We start from the raw sequence: 20,682 nt of genomic DNA on the forward strand, positions 1-20,682 counted from the left end.
GGTGAAAGATGAAAAATATTTGGTCTGCCCTTTTACCTTCTCTTCAGTGCTTGTCTATACTAGTGATTCCTCTCCCTGCCAGGGAGTTGCACCTGCCCAGTAAGACTGTAAAAAATGTTGCTGAAAAGAGGGTGCTCAGGAGTAAAAGAAAAAATAACCCAGCCTCCTCAGAGGCTGGGTTTATAATAACTTCTTTGGGTAAGAAAAAGTATTTTATTGGTTCCTGAAGCCTTCAATCCAGGGAATCAAATCCCTGATCATAGGCTCCAGACTGCTGCCGTGGCCACCACCCGGTATGGAAATGAACTTCAGGTCAGGGGCACCCGCCGCTTTCATGGCATTGTAGGTGCTCACGGTGTTGTCATACGGCACCATGATATCCGCGGTACCGTGGTACAGACGGGTTGGGCTCTTGGGCACGAAGTTCTTCAGGCTGTTGCGTTTCAGGGCTTCTTTCAGGGCTTGCTCGCCGTTTCCGCGCAGAGCGGTCAGGAAAGCCGGATTGAACAACTTCGCCGGATCTTTGGCCAGCGCGCTGTTGATAGAGCTACTGGTGCGGGTTCCGTCAATGAGTTCCTGAATACGGGTGGCATAAGGCTCCTGGAAGAAATCGGTGAGCGGGCGGTTCCAGCCGTAGGTGGTATTATACGCCTGTAGAATGAACGCTAGGTTAGCCGGGTATTCATACGGCTGCCCACCTATTACCCGGCTCAACATGCCTTCCAGGTCATAACCCCCGGCTCCCGCGCCAGAAGCCGTCACCGTTAAGCCATGATCCGGATTCTCCTCAATCTCTTTCTGGGCCGCCAAGGTTACATAGCCACCCTCTGAGTAACCCGCCAGGAACAACTGACCAGTAGTTTTGATGTTGTTTTTCGAGAAAAACGATTTACCCGCTTTGATCATGTCTACCACGGCGGTGCCGGAGTGTTTCAGGTCATAGTACGGGTGCAGTATCTGCCGGGAAACGCCATAGCCAATAAAGTCTGGCACCAGGGTTAGGTAACCGGCCGCGCCAAAAGGCTCAAAACCGGTTAGGGAATTGATCTGGAAGTTGCTGGGAGCGTATTTCTGATCAAACGTGGTTCCGTGATGGGCACTCAGGATTGGCCCCGGAGCCGACATGTTCAACGGCACCACCATCAGCCCCGAGGCCTGGATTTCCTGCCCGTTGTATTGCGTGAGGTACACCATCCGGTATACATCCACGTCATATTTGATGAGGGCGGCCAGCTCAGACCGGCCGTTGGTATTGGCAATCTCCTGAAGACCGGCTGCCGGAATGATGGTCAGTTTCTCCACCGACACCAGCAAGTCTTTCTCGGGAGCTTGTATCTGTTTTTCCTCTAATACCTCAGACTCTTTGCAGGAAGAGAACCAGGAGGTAAAAGCTAGTAAGACAGAAAAAAATATAGTTTTCAAAGCGTTGATTGTCATTGGTAAGATATAAATAGAAAGGTTCTGGGATGTGCTAAAGTTCCGATTAACCCACACGTTTTCAGCTTGTTTTCTCTTAAACACAACTGAAACGAATTTGATTATACGGGCAGGTGCCCACCCGGAATTGTCCTTTTCCGTATACTTGCTTGCAACCATCCAACATCTTTGCAAGACTATGGCCAAGAAATCATTTCAGGAACTGATTAGTAGCCCGGGCATGCCGGTTCTGGTAGACTTTTACGCCGATTGGTGCGGGCCCTGCAAAACCATGGCTCCCATTCTGCAGCAGGTAGCCCAGCAGTACGCCGGAAAACTGAAAGTGATTAAGATTGATGTAGACAAGAACCCAGCCGTGGCCCAGCAATATCGCATCCAAGGCATTCCTACGCTGTTACTTTTCCACCAGGGCAAGCAACTCTGGCGTCAGTCTGGGGTAGTTCCCGCGCACATGCTCAGTCAGGTAGTGCAACAGCATTTACGGTAAAGAGAGATTTACGGCTTGTTTTTCTGAAAACAGGATGTAAACAGGCCCACTTTAGAGATTTCTGGTATTTCTGGCGCGAGTCTCCAAACTCGTGCCCTGCGGATGAGGCGAGTCTCCAGACTCGCGGGAACCTCAACTAAAAAGTGAGGATTAGCAAATCCGTTTTCGCTGCAAAAGCAGCGAGGGTAGTCTGGAGACTACCCACATCCATAGGCACGAGTCTGGAGACTCGCGCCATCTTTTTATATCTTTTTGTATTAAGCGGTTAAATCCTCTTTATACAACCAGTTTAGCTCTAAATCCCCACTAACATTCCAGAATCTTGCACAATCCTTCTGGTTAAGAATTGTACTTACAATCCTGTTCATCCTTTCAATCCTGGGCAATCCTGCTACTGGTTAATCCTGCTTCTCTTCCTTTACCAGGGGCAAAGTCAGATAGAAGGTGGTTTGCACGAAGGGCGTGGAGGTGGCGTGCAAAGCGCCGCCGTGCTGCCGGATGATCTGCCGGGATAAGCTTAGCCCGATACCGGAACCATCGGGTTTGGTGGTGTAGAACGGGATGAAGATCTGCTCCTGCAATTCCTGTGGTATTCCTGGCCCGTTGTCTGAAACTTCTATCCTGACGGTGTGCGGCTGTTTATGGTCCTGCAAAGCGCGCAAAATCATTTTGGGCTCGGCTACTGTGGCGCAGGATTCCATGGCGTTTTTCAGCAAATTCAACAAAACCTGCTCCAACTGCTCTGCATCGGCGGAAAGCCAGAGTTGTTCATCCGGTAACTGCAGGGTAAACGAGATATTGGTGTTTTTCACCTGGGCCTCCATCAAGCGGCCTACGTGTCCGCAGAGTGCCTGCAAAGAAAGTTCTTCTACGTGCGGGGGCGGAACCCGTGTTAAGCGGCGGTAATTTTCCACGAAGCGCTGCATGCCCCGGGTACGGTTTTCAATGGTGCGCAGCCCCAGTTGCAGGTCTTCCATGGTGTCTTCGTCCAGGTTTCCGGCCTCGGTGACGGGGGCTAGCTCGGCTTTCACCAGATCACTGATAGAGGAGGTGAGCGAGATAATGGGCGTCACGGAGTTCATAATCTCGTGGGTGAGCACGCTGATGAGCTTTTTCCAAGATTCCAGCTCCTGCGCTTCCATCTCTGACCGGATGTTCTGGAAAGACATAATCCTGACTTCCTGGTTCTGCAGACGCAGACTGGTCACGTGCACCGTGAGCAAGACTTCTTCGGTGAGTTGCCGCAGACGGATCAATTTGGCTTCATTGGTAGGCTCCGCGAAAGCCACCTCGGCCAGGGCCGGATACAAACGTTCCACGGTGTGGATGTTCTGCAGAAACGGCAGATCCAGCAACCGGTGGGCAGCTTTGTTCATGAGCTGGATGTGGCCATCGGCATCAAAGGTGATCAGGCCAATGCGAAGGTGCTCCACCACGCCCTGCAGGTACTGGTGATGGGCTTCTTTTTCGGCTTTGATGCGCCCGAACGCCCCGGTGATGTCGTTGAACATGCGGTGCAGCTCCCGGTACTGGGGCGGAGCGCCTTCCACGGTAAAGCGTTGGGTGAAATCTGAGTGCCGGATGGCCAGCAAAAACCGGATGAGGTCACGGTTAGTGCGTTGCACGTATTCAATCAGCTCCAGCACCTGACCTGTGGCCAGCACCAAAAGGCAGAACAACGAAATATACCAGCGGTGCACAAACCCCACGTACACCGCCGCCAACAACGTAAGCGCCAGCAGCAGCACCCGCAGGGCTACCCGTACATTGAAGTAGTTATAGACCATGCTTTTCTATGCGACGGTACAAAGCAGTGCGCGTGATTCCCAGTTCTTTGGAGGCGTGCGTGATGTTGCCGTTGTGTTTGAGCAGCGCCTGCTGCACCAGCGTTTTCTCCACGTTGCCTAACGTAGGCTCCACATCCAGCGAGACCGAAGCCCCCGCCGATGGCTCGGCCAAATATACATCTGAAGGCAGCAGCTTGCCGGGCTCAGACATGATCACCGCCCGTTCCATGGTGTGCTCCAGTTCCCGGATGTTGCCCGGCCAGGAATAGCCCATGAGTTTCTGCAAGACCTGCTTGTCCAGCTTCAGATTCGGTTTCTGGTACTTTTTGGAAAAAGAAGCCAGAAAGTGCTCGGCCAGCGGCTGAATGTCTTCTTTGCGTTCGCGCAGCGGCGGCAATTGAATCTCTACGGTATTGATGCGGTAGAGCAAATCCTGCCGGAAGCGGCCTTGTTTCACCATCTCGTACAGCGGCATGTTGGTGGCGCTCACCAACCGGATGTTCACCGGCCGCGGCCGATTGGAGCCTACCGGCGTTACCTGGCGGCTTTGGAGGGCGGTAAGCAGTTTGGCCTGCAGCGGCAAACTCAGGTTGCCTATCTCGTCCAGGAACAGCGTACCGCCGGAGGCTACCTCAAAGCGGCCGGCACGGTCTTCCTTGGCATCGGTGAAGGCGCCTTTCACGTGCCCAAACAGTTCGCTCTCAAACAAGGTCTCGGTTACGGCGCCAAGATCTACGGGAATGAACACCTCTTTGGCCCGCAAGGAGAGCCGGTGCAGCAGACGGGCGGCAACTTCCTTGCCGGTGCCGTTTTCGCCCAGAATAAGCACGTTGGCATCGGTGGCGGCTACTTTCTCCAGGGTCTGGTACACGCGCTGCATGGCCGGCGAGTTGCCAATCAGTTCCACGCCCGCCTGGTTCAGGACCTGGCTCAACTGCTGTTGCTTGGATCGCAGGTTTTGCACCTCATTGGTAGACTCCTTGAGCTTACACGCCGAGATCATGGTAGCCAGCAATTTCTCATTATGCCAGGGCTTCACCACAAAATCCATCGCGCCCAGTTTCAGAGCCTGCACGGCCAGGTCAATATCGCCGTAGGCGGTCATCATCACCACTACGGCCTGCGGGTCTACTTCCAGAATCTTCTGCAACAGTTCCAGACCCTCGCGGCTGGAGGTGGCCCCGGCCGTGTAGTTCATGTCCAGCAAAATCACGTCATAGGGCTCTTTCAGGAGCAGATCGGGGAGTTTCTGCGGGTTAATCTCCGTGCGCACATGCGAGAAGTGCTGCTTCAGGAAGATACGTCCGGCCGTGAGAATGTCTTCTTGGTCGTCCACAATGAGAATGCGGCAGTTCATTTTGCTCATAAGGCAAAGTAATTGAGGGTTGGCTACGCCGATGGTCTACAAGGAAGGTGCCAGTTGTCCGGAACCGCACAGAAACCGCCGTTTACTGCCTGTTTTCCAAAAACTTAGGAAAAACCGGGAAAACTGGCTCAAAACCGCGGTGTACGCTTGCAGACGAATAAATGTACGAAACCGTGCACTTTGGCACAAGTTCAGACCACGCCACCTTGGTAAAAACCTATCTTACAGCAATTTACCAATTTTGGCATTCCGTTTGGAGAGCTACACAGCGATGAGCTACCTGTTTCCGGGCTGATTTCCAGAAAATCGGCCTATAAACAGGAAATCCATTTAGTACTTCATTCACTCAGTCACTCAATCAGACATTCACTCCTTGAATCCTATGCTGAAAACTGTACAACTCCAGAAGAAATACACCACCGATGAAGTGGAAACCACGGCTTTGAACGGCCTTTCCTTTGAGATCAAAGCAGGTGAGTTTGTGGCCATTATGGGTCCCTCGGGCTGCGGCAAATCCACGCTCCTGAACATCATAGGGCTGCTGGACAACCCCAACGGCGGCGAGTTCTGGTTTCTGGACCAGGAAGTTTCACGGTGCACCGAGCGCCAGCGCGCCGATCTGCGGAAAAAGCACATCGGGTTTGTATTTCAGAGCTTTAACCTGATTGACGAGCTCACCGTGCAGGAAAACATTGAACTGCCGCTGCTGTACCAGAAATTACCTTCTTCTGAGGTGAAAGCAAGGGTGGAACAGGTGATGGAACAGATGCAGATTGCCCACCGCCGCAACCACTTCCCGCAGCAGCTTTCGGGCGGGCAGCAGCAGCGCGTGGCCATTGCCCGGGCAGTAGTAGGAAAACCGGCTTTGCTCCTGGCCGATGAGCCCACTGGTAACCTGGACTCGGCCCACGGCCGCGAAGTGATGGAACTGCTCAGCGCCCTGAACGAAGCCGGTACTACCGTAGTAATGGTGACCCACTCCCCTTCCGATGCCGATTACGCCCACCGCATCATCCGCCTGCTAGACGGCCAGATTGTAACGGAGAGCATTACCCAACGGCAAAGCGAGAAAGTGCTGGTAAACGAATTGTAGACGATAAGAAATGATGCCGCTGGCGCGAGCGTCCCGCTCGTGTCCGCGCAAATTGCCGAACGCTCTTATTTATTTTGTCATCCTGAAAGGATCTTGTGGACCAACGGTAGCGTCGTTTCTTCAACGCCTTTCTAGTTCGCCCACAAGATCTTTCCAAGATGACAGAGAGGAGTGAGAATCATCCAGAATGCGTGTGGCACGAGCGGGACGCTCGCGCCAGCGGAACAAAGAGAATTAACCATCTCAGAATTGCTTAGAAGCGCTCTCTTTTAGAATTTCGAACGGGCTGTTTAGCGCCTATTTTTAGAAAATCGAGCTAAAAATACCCGTGCTTTCCCTGACTCAGGACTCATAACTCAAGACTCAGAACTCCAGACATAGAACTATACTACCATGTTCAAGAACTATTTGAAAGTGGCCTGGCGGAACCTGATCCGGCAGAAGGTTTACTCTTCCATCAACATTGCGGGGCTTACCATTGGGTTAACGGCCTGTATCCTCATCTCGCTGTACGTGGTGGACGAGCTCAGCTATGACCGCTTCCACGCCAACGCAGACCGCATTTACCGTGTCACCCGCGATTTCACGGCCCAAGACGGCACCGTGAGCTTGCACCTGGGCCACGTGGCCCCGCCATTCGGTCCTTTGATTGAGCAGGACTTCCCAGATATTGAAAAGGTGGCCCGCACCCTGAACACCGAGCTGCTGGTAGAGGACAAAGAGCAGCAGAAAGCCTTTAACGAGCAGAACCTGTACTTCGCGGAGCCGGAGTTGCTGGATATTTTCACCATTCCAGTGACCAAAGGCGACGGGAAAAAGGCCTTATCTGAGCCGTTCACCATGCTCTTGAGCGAAGACATGGCCGAGAAATATTTCCCCGGGGCCGATCCGGTGGGCAAGGTGCTGCAGGTCTACAACCAGTTTCCGGTGAAAGTAGCGGGCGTTTTTGAACCCTTGCCTGCCAATTCTCACTTTCACCCAGACTTTCTGATGTCATTCGCTTCCCTCGCCGATACGGCCGTGTATGGAGCCGAGGCACTGGCCACCAACTTCGGAAACAACTCCTTTGGCACGTATTTGCTGTTGCCAGAAAACTACCCCGCAGATAAACTTCAGGCCCAGTTCCCGGCCTTTCTGGACCGGCATTTGGGCGGCTCTGACCACGCCCGGGGCCGTAAGCCCTCTGATTTTACGCACCTGTACCTGCAAAAGCTCACCGACATTCACCTGCGCTCCCACCTGGACTCTGAGGAGGAACCCAACGGTGATATTACCTCCGTGATGATTCTGGGTGCGGTAGCCGTGTTCATCCTGCTCATTGCCTGCATCAACTATATCAACCTGTGCACCGCCCGGTCTACCAGCCGCGCCAAGGAAATAGGCATCAGGAAAGTGGTGGGCGCGTACCAGCAAACCCTGGTGGGGCAGTTCCTGATGGAATCCGTTCTGGTGGCGGTCTTGTCAACGGTGCTGGCGCTGGGCCTGGCCGAGGTACTGCTGCCCTGGCTTAACACCTTCACCGGCAAAGCCATGGACCTTGACCTGATTTCACAGCCTTCTTTACTGGTGCTGGTGCTGCTGTTACCGCTGGTGGTGGGCGGACTGGCAGGGTTGTATCCGGCGCTGTACCTCTCCAAATTCCGGCCGGTGCTGGTACTCAAAGGCTCTTTGAGCAGCGGCGCGCGCAATCCGTTCCTGCGCAAAACGCTGGTGGTAACACAGTTCTCCATTTCCATTGTGCTCATCATTGCCACCGGGGTAATCTCGCAGCAGTTAGACTACATGCAAACCAAATCACTGGGTTTTGACAAAGAACGCCTGGTGGTGTTTGATTATGATAATGACTTGTCTGACCAGTTTGAAGCCTACAGAAATGAATTGCTTTCATCGGCCAGCATCCAGAAAGTAGGCCGGTCCCTGCTGGTGCCTTCTGAGCGTCTGCTCAACTCTATGGGCGCGGCCGTACAGAAAGGCGATTCCATGGAGCAGACCAGTTTGCCCATCCGGTTTGTGAACGTTGACCACGACCTGTTCTCCACGTATGGCGTGCAACTGGCCGCGGGCCGAAATTTCCTGAAAGACCACCCCACTGATACTGCAAGTTATGTCCTGAATGAGTCATCGGTGAAGATGATTGGCTGGAAGAACGCGCAGGAAGCCTTGGGGCAACCGTTTCAGTACGGCGGCAGAAAAGGCCGCGTGATTGGCGTAGTGAAAGACTTTCACTTTGAATCCATGCACGAGGAGATCTCACCCATGGTGTACTTGCTGCCGTCCGGCGATCAATACAGCAAGATCTCGGTGAAATTCACCGGTGATCCGCAGGAGGCCCTGGCGCACCTGCAGGCCACCTGGAAGAAATTCCTGCCCAACAAACCGTTTGAGTACCAGTTCATGGATGATATGTTTGGGCAGCTCTATGAGTCTGAGGTCCTGAAGCAGCGCATCTTCACCATCTTCTCGGCCATCGCAATTTTCATTGCCTGCCTGGGCTTGTTTGGGTTGGCTTCTTACACCGCCGAGCAGCGCACCAAAGAGATCGGCATCCGGAAAGTGCTGGGCTCCTCGGTGCAGGAGATTGTGTTGCTGCTATCCAAAGACTTTGCCTGGCTGGTGGTGATTTCCATTGTGCTGGCCTCGCCCATTGCCTGGTACGGCATGAACAAATGGCTGCAGGATTTTGCCTACCGCGTACCGCTGAATTGGAGCACCTTCTTCCTGACGGGCCTCATTGCCATGACCATTGCCATGCTCACGGTCAGCTTCCACGCGGCCAAGGCGGCTTTACTGAACCCGGTCAAAGCCCTCAGAACTGAATAACACTGGTTTGGGTTTCGGGGCTGTTTTCTGTAAATCAGCCCCGAAACCCAAAACAGATCAACATTTTTACCTCTCAGGAGAGAGCATATTTCTGGCGAATGCTGAAGAACTATTTTAAAATAGCGTGGCGAAATCTGCTGCGGCACAAGGCGTACTCGGCTATCAACATCATTGGGCTGGCTACCGGTATCTCGGCGTGCCTGCTCATTTTTCTGTTTGTATCGCATGAGCTCACCTATGACCGGCATTACCCTCAGGCAGAGAGCATTTTCAGGGTGGTGGGCAGATTGAACTTCCACGGCAAGGAAGACAGATTCTCGCTTTCGCCCCGGCCGCTGGCCGATTATGTCCGGCGGGAGATCCCGGAGGTGAAAAAGATTGCCCGCATTGCCGCCGCCGGTAAGCAAACCGTCTGGATAGAGCGGCAATCCTTTCTGGAAGAAAACCTTTTCTTTGCCGATAGCACCTTTTTTGAAGTCATTCCTTATCAGTTCCTGGCGGGCAACCCGGTCACTGCCCTTCGTGAGCCCAAGACCATCGTGATTTCTGAAGAACTGGCCCGGAAATACTTCGGAAGCCCCGAGAAAGCCCTGGGCCAGGTGGTTGCCTTCACCAAAAATCAGCACAAGGTAACGGGCGTCTACCAAGCCGAGAAGCATTCTCACCTCAAAGCCGATGCGTTTCTTTCCATGGTTACCCGCGAGCAAATGGAGAAAGAAAGGCTAGGCGACTCTACTTACGCCGAGCGGGCAAACGAATGGCTCAATTTCAGTTATTACACGTATTTCACGCTCTACCATCCTGAGGCGCGGCATGCTTTCCAGCAGAAACTAACGGACCTGATCAACCGCCGGGCTGTGCCCTGGATGAAGGAAAACCAGGTCAGCGGGGCTCTGGACCTGATTGTGCAACCCCTTTCAGACATTCACCTGAACGCCGAGTTCCAGCATGACGTGAGCCCGCCCGGCAATAAATCCTACGTGTACATTTTCAGCCTGGTGGCCATTTTTATTCTGGTCATTGCCTGTATCAACTACATGAACCTGGCTACGGCCCGCTCGGCCAAACGGGCCCGTGAGGTGGGCTTGCGCAAAGTGGTAGGCGCGCACCGGCTGCAGATCATCCGCCAGTTCCTGAGCGAATCGGTGTTGATTACGGGCTTGGCGTTGGTGCTGGCTCTGGCGCTGGTGGAGCTGTCTTTGCCGCTTTTCAATTCCCTGACGGGGAAAGAATTTGAATCTGGCTCGTTCTTTACGGGGCCTTTTGTGCTGGCCCTGTTGGCCATTCTGTTGTTTGTAGGAGTGGCGGCGGGCAGTTATCCGGCGTTTTTCCTTTCTGGCTTTAAACCGGTGGAGGTCCTCAAATCTGATAACAACCCCAGGGGCTCCAATGCCTGGCTGCGCCGAAGCCTGGTGGTGGTGCAGTTCACCATTTCCCTGGTTTTGATCATCGGCACGGCCGTGGTGTACAGCCAGCTGCAGTTCCTGAAAAACAAGAACCTGGGTTTCAACAAAGAGCAGGTGGTGGCCATTGACATCCCCACCGCCGATTCTACCCTTACCCGAAGGTTACCGGTGGTCATGCAGGAACTTAGGGGGAACCCCGCCATTCTGGAGGTGGCCGCCACCGGCAATATTCCCGGGGAACCGTTGTCCCGCCTGTTCATGATTGTGGAGGAGGAAGCAGGTGGTGAGAAAGACAAAACCATGAATGTGCTGTTTGTGGAGGCCGGCGCGCTGGAGGTAATGGGCGTACACCTGAAAGAAGGCCGGACGTTCCAGAAAAGCATTCCCACAGACGTCAAAGGTGCTGTGCTGGTGAACGAAGCCGCTGCCAACTGGCTGGGCTGGAGCAAACCCCTGGGCAAGCGCGTGCAGTTCCTGGACTATGACACTAAAGTGATTGGGGTTACCCAGAATTTCAACTATGCTTCTTTGCACAGCGCCGTGGAACCGCTCATGATTGTGCCGGTTCAGCATTCCAACGGTTACGTACTGGCCAAGGTCAGCACCCAGAATCTGGAAAGCACCCTGCATTTTCTGGAACAGAACTGGCGCGCCTTTGACCCCAAACACCCCATGGAGTACTTTTTCCTGGACGATTACTTCAACAAGCAGTACCAGGCCGAGGAGAAAATGCTGGCCGTGTTTGGCTACTTCGCTGCCTTGACCATCCTGATTGCCTGTCTGGGTCTGTTTGGGTTGGCGTCTTATACCGCTGAGCAGCGCACCAAAGAGATTGGGATCAGGAAAGTGCTGGGCTCCTCGGTGATGGAGATTGTGCTGTTGCTTTCCAAAGACTTTGCGCTGCTGGTGGTAGTGGCTATTCTGATTGCTTCGCCGCTGGCCTGGTACGGCATGAAAAACTGGCTGCAGGACTTTGCTTACCGCGTGAACCTGAGTCCGTGGCTTTTCTGCCTGGCGGGCCTGACCTCCTTGGTCATTGCAATTGCCACGGTGAGTTTCCAGGCCGCCAAAGTGGCCCTGCTGAATCCGGTGAAAGCTCTGCGGAGTGAGTAGCTGTTTTAAGGCAGTTTTAAGGAAAAGAGGCCAAAAAACCAAGGTTTGAAAGTTAAATGACAATCCGGAGAGCGGCTGGTTGTAAGTTTTCGGCTTACTTTTCGACAAAGAAGTAGAAACCGGAAGTACCCTGGGCAGAAAAGCAACCAAGACAATCTTCCCGTATAAGCACCTAAACCCAATAACTTTCGTTTTCTTAGCATTCTCAGATAAAATAAAACTATGCTTAAAAAATCCCTGGCGGCCCTGGCTTTTGCCGCTTCCCTGCATTTTCCCCTGCTGGCACAGAACAACCAGACACCAACGTACCGGTTCTCGGTTGATCTGGGCCAAGCGAAAGATGATAAATTGCAGGTGACCCTCCTTACCCCCAACTTCAAAGAAGACGAAGTTCTGTACCATTTGCCTAAAATGGTACCGGGCACCTATGCGGTCTATGATTTCGGAAAGTTTGTTTCAACGTTCAAAGCCTTAGACAAAAAAGGCCGTGCCCTGCCGGTAGAGCGCCTGGACCAGAATACCTGGAAGATCAAGAAAGCAGATAAACTGGCCCGCCTTGAGTACCTGGTAGATGACACCTGGGACACGCCAAAGAAAGAAGACATCGTGTTTGAGCCCGCCGCCACAGACATTGAGGAAGGCAAGGTGTTCCTGATCAACACCCACGGGTTCTTTGGGTACTTCGCCAACATGACCAAGGCCCCGTACCAGATCACCATTAACAAACCGCAGGATTTCTACGGCGCCACAGCGCTTAGAGCCGCCAGTTCAACGCCTACCTCAGACACGTACCTGCTGCAGAACTACAATGACCTGGTAGATGCGCCCATGCTCTACAGCCGCCCAGACACGGCCATGCTCAAAGTAGGCAACGCCGATGTGCTGATCTCTACTTACGCGGCCGGTGGCGGAGCCCGCTCCAAAAACCTGGCCGAGAACATCAGAACCATACTGGAGGCGCAGAAGAACTACCTGGGCGGAACCTTGCCGGTAGACAAATACGCGTTCCTGATTTACATTGACAACAAACCAAACCGTACGGGAGCCTACGGCGCGCTGGAGCATTCTTACTCATCTGTGTATTATTTCCCGGAGATGCCACCGCCCATGCTGGCTGAGCAGGTCCGGAACATCTCGGCCCACGAGTTCTTCCATATTGTGACGCCGCTCAACATCCACTCTGAGGAGATCGGGAACTTTGACTTCAGCAACCCTAAGATGTCTAAGCACCTCTGGATGTACGAGGGTGTTACCGAATACTTTGCGCACCACGTGCAGGTAAATCAACGCTTGATTGAACTGCCGGACTTCCTGACCGAGATCAGAAACAAGATCATTGCCTCGCAGCAGCAGTACAACGATGCCCTGGCGTTCACTGAGCTGAGCCTGGGTGCCCTGGACAAGCACGAGAAAGAGTACGGCAACGTGTACCAGAAAGGCGCCCTCATTGGCATGGCTCTGGACATCAGGCTGCGGGAGCTTTCCGGTGGCAAGTACGGCATCCGGAACATGATGAAGGACCTTAGCCAGACCTACGGCAAAGACAAGTCGTTCAAAGACGAGGAGCTGTTTGACAAAATCACGTCGTTGACCTACCCCCAGATCCGGGATTTCTTCAGCAGATACGTGGAAGGAACCGAGCGTCTGCCCTATGCCGAGCTTTTCAGGAAAGTGGGCATCACCTACCAGCCATCGGGTACCATGAAACGCCTGTCGCTGGGGAAACCTACCCTGGGGTATGACCAGGCCTCGGGGCACTTGATTGTAGCCAGCACCGAGAACCTGAACGCCTTCGGGAAGCAGTTGGGCTGGAAAGCCGGTGACCAGATCTGGCAAATCAACGGCGAAGACCTGAACCTGCGCAACGCCACAGAACTGTTCAACAAACACGTAATCAACGGCAAAGAAGGCAGCCAGCTTACCGTTACCGTGGGGCGCAAAGACGCCAATAGCACCGTGAAACCCGTAGAACTGAAAGCGAAGTTGGTAGCCTCAGACGAAACGGTGTCTCACCTGCTCACCCCAGACCCCAATGCCACGCCAGAGCAACTTGCCTTAAGACAGGCCTGGTTGTATTCTAACCTGTAATTGGTTTCTAGAACCTGTCACCCGTTTTAGGGCTGTTTCTCAGGAAATGGCTCTGAAACGGGTTTTTCTTTTTAAGTTCACCCATATAAAATTCAGGCTTGCAATTAGAATCAGAACAATGGAATACCACCTTGATTGGCTGCTGGAGAAATACGAAGCAGGCGATTCTCTGAAATACATTTTCTTTTGGGGGCAGAAAGGTGCCATTAACCAGCCCGTTGGTAAACACTGCTTCAGCCAATGGTATGTGGCTCCGTTCAAGGTAGACGGAATTGAGTATAAAACCACCGAGCACTGGATGATGGCGCATAAAGCTCTGCTGTTTGAGGACGTAGAAACCTATGAATCCATTATCTCTTGTGCTTCACCCGGCGAGGCAAAGGAATTAGGCAGAATGGTCAAAAACTTTGACCAGGAGGTTTGGGAGGAGAACAGGTTTGAGATTGTGAAGGAAGGCAACCTGCATAAGTTCAGCCAGCACCCAGCCCTGAAAGAATACCTGCTGTCTACCAAATCCAGAATACTGGTGGAAGCCAGCCCGGTAGACTTCATTTGGGGCATTGGCCTGCCTAAGGATTATGGCCAGATTGAAAACCCTTATCACTGGCGAGGGTTAAACTTATTGGGTTTCGCGCTGATGGAAGTACGTAATTTCAGCTTATCCTAAGCCGGCAACCTTTGGAGTTACGCGTTCTCACTTTTCCTCTTTTTCTTACAAAAGAGCCTGTATTCAGAATCAACTCTGAAGCAGAATACCCAAGCGGTGCAGAATTACGGGTCTGCCAGGTGCCTGAAACTATTTTTTGCACTATCTTTAAGACTATCTCCTTCGTCTGCCCAATACGCTTATCTGAATAGTACCAAGACATTTATAAGTACTATCAAGAAAAACATATTGGCGGTTCAGGCGTTATGTTTCAAATCTGATAACAGCAAGCGTGCATCCTCATACCAGACATAGTGAGCTTCCGCGGCCGTTCGCCTGGCCTTTCACTCTTTTCTTTTTGTTCATCCTGTCCCTGGCTCTGCCGGCTGAGGCCCAGAACCGGGTCACGCTAACGGGCACGCTGCGGTCTGCCGCCAGTGGAGAGCCTTTGATTGGGGCCAGTGTTTCGGTGGCGGGTACCACCACGGGAGTTGAAACCGACGTGAACGGGGCTTACATGCTGAGAGTGGCGGCCGGTACCCACCAAATCCAGTTTTCCTACCTGGGCTTTGAAACGCTCACCCGCGAGATCACCCTCAAAAAGAACACCCGCCTGAACGTGCAGTTACAGGAAACCACCAACAGGCTGAACGAGGTAGTGGTAGAATCGCAGCGGAATTCCTTCCAGGAGCGCCTGACCACGCCGCAGATGAGCATGGAAACCCTTACCACCCGCGAGGCAAAGCTGTTGCCTGCCTTGTTTGGTGAGGTGGACATCATTAAAACCCTGCAGTTGAAACCCGGTATCCAGTCTGGTGGCGAGGGCAGCAGCGGTCTTTTTGTGCGGGGCGGTAGCAATGACCAGAACCTGGTGTTGCTAGACGATGCCCTGGTGTACAACCCCAGCCACTTGTTCGGGTTTTTCAGTGTGTTCAACCCAGACGCGGTGCGCGGCGTGGAACTGTACAAAGGCGGTTTTCCGGCGCAGTTCGGGGGCAGGCTGTCCAGCGTTTTAGACGTGAAATTGCGGGAAGGCAACCGAAACGAAAACGACGTGAGCGGCGGTGTAGGGCTCATTGCCTCGCGGCTTACCCTGGAGGGACCCATTCAGAAAGGGAAATCTTCTTACCTGGTATCGGGGCGGCGCACCTACGTGGATGTTTTCACCCGCATGATCAACAAAGCCAAGGAAAGCGACCCAGACTGGAGCCCCATCCCCGACTATTACTTCTATGATTTCAACGCCAAAGCCAGCTTTGACCTGAGCGAGAATGACAGGCTGTTCATCAGCGGGTACTATGGCCGCGATTTCTTCAAGTTCTATGACGAGAACTTTGATTTCAATTTCAACTGGGGCAACCGGGTGGCCTCGGCCCGCTGGATGCACCAGTTCTCGCCGCGTTTCTTTGTGAACACCACGTTTTCGGCGTCAAATTATGAATACCAGATCAAAAACGAACTGGACATCTACACCTTCAACCTGACCTCCAACATCACCGATCTCACGGCTAAAACAGACTTTGAGTACATTACCTCAGAAAAGCACCACCTGCGGTTTGGGGCTGCCGTAACCGATCACCGTTTTGTGGTGGGCCGCATAGAAGCCAACAGCCAGGATGGATCTGTGAATGTGGGAACCGGCAATACGTACCGCGGCCAGGAATACGGCGTGTACGCCTCAGATGACTGGACCCTCAGCCCGGTGTTTACGGTAAGCTACGGCCTGCGCCTGTCTGGCTTCCTGAACAGCGGCAAGAACTTTCTGGGCCTGGAGCCCCGGGCCGCGGCCAGCTACCGGTTCTCAGAGTCGCTCACCCTCAAGGGCAACTTCACCCGCATGTACCAGTACGTGCACCTGATCTCCAACTCCGGGGCCTCCCTGCCTACCGATATCTGGTATCCGTCTACGCCCGGGGTGAATCCGCAGCGTTCAGACCAGTTCGCCTTAGGCCTTACTAAACTCATCAAAGACAAGTACCTGCTGAGCACCGAGGCTTATTACAAAAAGATGACCCGCCAATTAGATTTGCGGGACGGGGCCGAGATTTTCGCCAATACGGAACTGGAAAAGGAATTTGTGTTTGGTACCGGCGACAGCTACGGCCAGGAATTCTACGTGGAGAAGAAAGACGGCAAAACCACCGGCTGGATTGGCTACACGCTTTCCTGGAGCAACCGCACCTTCCCAGACATTAATAACGGGAAAACCTTCCCTACCCGCTTTGACCGCCGGCATGACTTATCGGTGGTGGCCATCCATCAGCTCAATAAGCGCATCAACGCCACCGCCACGTTTGTGTACGGTACCGGAAACGCCTATTCTTTGCCGGTTCAGCGGTTCATTTTCCAGGATGTGGAAGGCGAAGACTATACGGTTATTCCGGTGTATCCAGAACGAAATTCTTTCCGGTTGGCAGCCTACCACCGCTTGGATCTGGGCTTGGTATACAAGCTTCGGCCTAAGCGCGGCAGCTCAGACTTAACGTTCAGCGTGTATAACGTGTACAACCGCCGTAACCCGTACTTCGTGTTCTTTGAAACCATCCGGGACGAAGAATCTGACCAGATCACCGGCTTTGTGGCTAAACAGGTGTCTTTGTTCCCGGTTATTCCTTCGGTGACATATAACTTCAAATTCTAATGCCCATTCATAAAGTACTTTCCAAGCCTTTGATGCTGTTGCTCCTGCTGGGGGCCATGGTTTCTTCCTGTGACATGGAGCAGGAAATTGAGGTGGAACTGCCCACTATTCCTCCGCAATTGGTGGTGGAGTGCTACCTGGAAGACGGCAAGCCTTACCGGTTGGCCCTGTCAGAGTCGGCGGGATACTTTTCGCCGCCAGAGGCTCCTATTGTGACGGGCGCCACCGTGACCATCACCAAGAACAATGAAACGCCTATTGTCTTAAAGGACAGCGTAGTGGTAGACGAGGAAAACGAGAAGGTGTACACCCATTACAACCGCACCAACGTGAGCACCAAACCCGGCGATGTTTTCACCCTGGTGATTACCGACACCAAAGGCCGCCGGCTCACCGGCACCACCACTGTTTTGAAAACCGTTCCGTTTGACAGTGTTGGCTATAAATTCAACGACAAGCCCGAGGAAAACCAGGAAGCCTACCTCATGGCCCGCTGGCAGGATGATGCCAGCGTCAGAAACTTTTACCGCCTGTTGGCCCACAAAAAAGACAGCGTGGGCGTTGACAGCCAATTAGATGCCGAGGTAAACGACCGCCTGCGCAACGGGCAGAAAATCACCTACACCACCACCTACCGCTTTGACCGCGGCGATACATTAACCCTCAAACTCTACCACGTTGATGAAGCGTACTATAACTTTATCTCCAGCGTAGAAGATGCCCGCCGCGCAAACGGAAACCCGTTTGCCCAACCTGTCACTATTAAGTCTACCGTGGTGGGAGGTTTTGGGGTTTTCACGCATTTGAACTACGCCCCCAAAGAACTTATCATTAAGTAAGGTCTGGTTTTGTTTCAGGCCTGTTTTCCAGAATTCAGGCCAGATTCAGAGCTATGCCTAAAAAGCCTGTGCCCCGGAAAATACTTCCGGGGCACAGGCTTTTTTATCTTCTTTCGTTAAACTACCTATTGGCGCTTGATCAGTTCTTTGATCAATAAGGTCATGTTAGGCTCTGCTTTGGCGGCCGCGTCCAGGATGTCTTTCAACACTACTTTCTTGATCTTGCCGGGCACACACAGATCGGTGATCACGGAAACCGCGAAAACGGGCAGGTTCATGTGTACGGCGGCAATCACCTCGGGTACGGTGCTCATGCCCACGGCATCGGCACCAATGATTCTGATGTAGTGGTACTCGGCTTTGGTTTCCAGCATGGGGCCGGGCACGCTGGCGTACACGCCGGTGCGCACGTTCAAACCATGCTGGCTGGAAATCTCCAGCGCCTGCTCAATCATTTGCTCGTCATACGGCTCGCTCATATCCGGGAAGCGCGGCCCCAGTTCATCCAGGTTTTTCCCGATGAGCGGATTGGTAGGCTGCAGGTTAATGTGATCTGTGATCACCATCAGTTCAGAGGTATTGAACTCAGGATCCAGACCGCCGGCGGCATTAGAAACAAACAGCTTCTGCACGCCCAACAGCTTCATCACCCTGATGGGGAATACCACCTGTTCCATGGAATAGCCCTCATAGTAGTGGAAGCGGCCCTGCATGACCACCACCTTACGGCCACCTAGCTCCCCAAAAATCAGCTTGCCTGAGTGGCTCTCCACGGTAGAAACCGGGAAATGCGGAATGTCTGAATAGTTCAGGCTATAGGCGATCTGGAGGTCTTGCACCAGGGCACCCAGGCCGGTACCCAGTACAATCCCGAAATCTGGGGTATAGGAATTTATTTGTTCACGGATGTAGGCGGAGGCTTCTTGCAGGGTTTGCATCATGATGGTTTCTGTTAAATACGGTTTTCAGGCCTGTTGTACGGAAATCAACCCAAAAACAGGGTACCCGAAGGCGGCCCCAAGGTCGGAAAAAATCAGCAAAAGCGGGAAAGTGCTGTGGGCTAAAACAAAAAAGGACTGCCGTGGGGCAGTCCTTCCGGAAATACGCTTTTGATGTGTTTACTGAATATCCAATTCAAATGGCAGACGCGCCTGGATTCCCTGCAACTGCATAAGGCGGTTGTACTGCTGGTAATACGGGAACAGATCGCCCAGTTCCTGGCGCAGCGTGTAGGTTTTCATCTGGGTCTGGGTATCTGAAAGCAGTTCTTCCATGAACGTTTTCTGGGCCGGCAGCTGGCGCAGGCGGTAATCGCCTTCCTTGAGTTTCGCTCTTTTAGCGGCAAGGGCAATGGCATCTTCCATGCCGCCCAGCACGTCTACCAGGCCGCGCTGCTTGGCCTCAATACCAGACCACACTCTACCCGAGGCTATTTTCTTCAGTTCGGCTAATGGCATTCTTCTGGATTTAGCGGCTTTGGTGGTAAAGTCCTCATAGATACGCTCCACCTCGCGTTGGATGTGCATTTTCTCGTACGGCGTCATGGCTCTGGTCACCGATGGGATATCAGAGAACTTACCGGTTTTCACGCGGTCTGTGGTAATGCCCAGTTTGTTTTTCAGGAAGTTCTCAGAGTTTACCATCATGCCAAAGACGCCAATGCTACCGGTAATGGTGTTAGGGTGCGCCACAATGGTATCGCAGGCCATGGCAATGTAGTACCCCCCAGAAGCTGCCACATCAGACATGGAGGCAATAATGGGTTTTACTTTCTTGGTGAGCATGACTTCGCGCCAGATCACATCTGAGGCCAGCGAGCTGCCGCCTGGGGAGTTGATGCGAAGTACCACGGCTTTCACGTTCTTATCCAGACGGGCCTTACGGATGGCTTCTGACATGCTTTGGCCGCCAATGGTTTCGTTGTCGCCTTTGCCGGTCACAATGTCGCCGGTGGCGTAGATCACGGCAATTTTGTTTGAGGAAGAACCTTCTTTTTTCTCTGGGTCTGCGGCTTTGCGGTACGTGCCCAGGTTCACCAGTTTCAGTTCTTTGTCTTTCTTCACGCCGGTTTTGCTCTTCATGAAGTCATTGGCTTCGTCAAAGTATCCCAGGTGGGTAACAATGCCTAAGCGCAGCGCATCCTGGGCATTATGCACCAGCATAGAGTCAGACACGTTCTTGAGGTAGGCAAAATCCTTCTTGCGGGCAGTGGCAATGTTCTTGAGCATGAAGTCATTAATAGAGTTCAGGAACGATTGGGTTTGCTCCCGGCTAGGATCACTCATTTTGTCCAGGATGAAGGGCTCAACCGCGCTCTTATACTCTCCTACCTTGAAGATATACGGCTGCAGATCCAGCTTCTCCAACGCTCCTTTGAAGAACATCACCTCAGAACTGAGGCCGTTCAGTTCCAGCGTTCCCTGCGGATTCAGGTAAAACCGATCGGCTACCGAGGCCAGGTAATACGACTTCTCAGTGCAGAACTCACTGTACGCTACCACAAATTTCTTAGACTTCTTGAAATCCAGCAGCGCATCGCGGATTTCCTCCACCGAGGCCATCCCGGCTTGCAGGTAATCCAGGTTCAGGAAAATCCCTTTGATGTTGTCATCGGCTTTGGCCTTCCGGATGGAGGCTTTGATTTCATCCAACCCTATTCCCTGCTCCCCGAACATCCCGCCGAAACCAAGCTCTGAGAACGGATCACGCGGCGAACGCTCTACTACCGGCTGGCTCAGTTTGATTTCCAGCACAGAACCCTCGGCAATGGTGACGGTATCCTCCGATGAAACCGCCGCGGCTATCCCTAACAAAATCAGGAAGCCCACCACTGAAAATACAATCAGGCCCACCACGGTGGCCAGTACGAACTTAAAAAATTGACGCATAGATAATGTTAATCAAAACACAGCCTGGGCGTTTGCCAGCCCTGTTGGTACATTAGTCGTAATGTAGTGAG

General features: G+C 53.0%; 13 protein-coding genes. 8 read left to right on the forward strand and 5 right to left on the reverse strand.

Annotated elements, in window-relative coordinates; translation table 11 throughout:
• Positions 1 to 213: 213 nt before the first annotated feature.
• A complete protein-coding gene (locus JT719_RS17935) occupies positions 214 to 1,422 on the reverse strand; it encodes an alpha/beta fold hydrolase (protein WP_207435030.1) in 1,209 nt (402 codons plus the stop codon).
• 193 nt (positions 1,423 to 1,615) lie between these two features.
• Between JT719_RS17935 and trxA the strand changes: the two genes are divergently transcribed.
• A complete protein-coding gene (gene trxA / locus JT719_RS17940; RefSeq protein WP_207435031.1) occupies positions 1,616 to 1,924 on the forward strand; it encodes a thioredoxin in 309 nt (102 codons plus the stop codon).
• A 398-nt stretch (positions 1,925 to 2,322) separates the two neighbouring features.
• On the opposite strand, the gene JT719_RS17945 is transcribed toward trxA, so the two are convergent.
• Together JT719_RS17945 and JT719_RS17950 are read right to left on the reverse strand one after the other, a co-directional pair.
• Complete coding sequence (locus JT719_RS17945) at positions 2,323 to 3,711, reverse strand: sensor histidine kinase (protein ID WP_207435032.1); 1,389 nt, start codon at positions 3,709 to 3,711, stop codon at positions 2,323 to 2,325.
• Positions 3,701 to 5,077: a sigma-54-dependent transcriptional regulator gene (locus JT719_RS17950; protein WP_207435033.1), complete on the reverse strand. Its 1,377-nt coding sequence runs from the start codon at positions 5,075 to 5,077 to the stop codon at positions 3,701 to 3,703. Before JT719_RS17950 ends, JT719_RS17945 begins: the two co-directional genes overlap by 11 nt.
• A 382-nt stretch (positions 5,078 to 5,459) precedes the next feature.
• On the opposite strand from JT719_RS17950, the gene JT719_RS17955 reads away from it, so the two are divergent.
• The 7 genes from JT719_RS17955 (at position 5,460) to JT719_RS17985 (ending at position 17,723) form a co-directional block, all read left to right on the forward strand.
• Positions 5,460 to 6,170: an ABC transporter ATP-binding protein gene (locus JT719_RS17955; protein ID WP_207435034.1), complete on the forward strand. Its 711-nt coding sequence runs from the start codon at positions 5,460 to 5,462 to the stop codon at positions 6,168 to 6,170.
• Between the two features lie 393 nt (positions 6,171 to 6,563).
• Positions 6,564 to 8,990 carry an ABC transporter permease gene (locus JT719_RS17960; RefSeq protein ID WP_207435035.1) on the forward strand — a complete coding sequence of 809 codons (2,427 nt, stop codon included), beginning with the start codon at positions 6,564 to 6,566 and terminating at the stop codon, positions 8,988 to 8,990.
• A gap of 98 nt (positions 8,991 to 9,088) precedes the next feature.
• Entirely contained in the window at positions 9,089 to 11,509 is a 2,421-nt protein-coding gene (locus tag JT719_RS17965) for an ABC transporter permease (RefSeq protein ID WP_207435037.1), read from the forward strand.
• Between the two features lie 222 nt (positions 11,510 to 11,731).
• A complete protein-coding gene (locus JT719_RS17970) occupies positions 11,732 to 13,597 on the forward strand; it encodes a M61 family metallopeptidase (RefSeq protein WP_207435039.1) in 1,866 nt (621 codons plus the stop codon).
• Between the two features lie 118 nt (positions 13,598 to 13,715).
• Positions 13,716 to 14,264 (forward strand): NADAR family protein, encoded by a 549-nt coding sequence (locus JT719_RS17975; protein WP_207435042.1) that lies wholly within the window; start codon positions 13,716 to 13,718, stop codon positions 14,262 to 14,264.
• 337 nt (positions 14,265 to 14,601) lie between these two features.
• Complete coding sequence (locus JT719_RS17980) at positions 14,602 to 16,884, forward strand: TonB-dependent receptor (protein ID WP_242693327.1); 2,283 nt, start codon at positions 14,602 to 14,604, stop codon at positions 16,882 to 16,884.
• Positions 16,884 to 17,723 carry a DUF4249 domain-containing protein gene (locus JT719_RS17985; RefSeq protein ID WP_207435046.1) on the forward strand — a complete coding sequence of 280 codons (840 nt, stop codon included), beginning with the start codon at positions 16,884 to 16,886 and terminating at the stop codon, positions 17,721 to 17,723. Before JT719_RS17980 ends, JT719_RS17985 begins: the two co-directional genes overlap by 1 nt.
• Positions 17,724 to 17,848: 125 nt before the next feature.
• Here the strand turns inward: JT719_RS17985 and JT719_RS17990 are convergent, their stop codons facing one another.
• Both JT719_RS17990 and sppA read right to left on the reverse strand, forming a co-directional pair.
• Entirely contained in the window at positions 17,849 to 18,661 is an 813-nt protein-coding gene (locus JT719_RS17990; RefSeq protein WP_207435132.1) for a purine-nucleoside phosphorylase, read from the reverse strand.
• A 180-nt stretch (positions 18,662 to 18,841) separates the two neighbouring features.
• Positions 18,842 to 20,611, reverse strand: a complete 1,770-nt coding sequence (gene sppA, locus JT719_RS17995; protein WP_207435056.1) for a signal peptide peptidase SppA — start codon at positions 20,609 to 20,611, stop codon at positions 18,842 to 18,844.
• Between the last annotated feature and the right edge of the window lie 71 nt (positions 20,612 to 20,682).

It is taken from the genome of Sabulibacter ruber (assembly GCF_017355955.1).
Taxonomy (GTDB): Bacteria; Bacteroidota; Bacteroidia; order Cytophagales; family Hymenobacteraceae; genus Nibribacter; species Nibribacter ruber_A.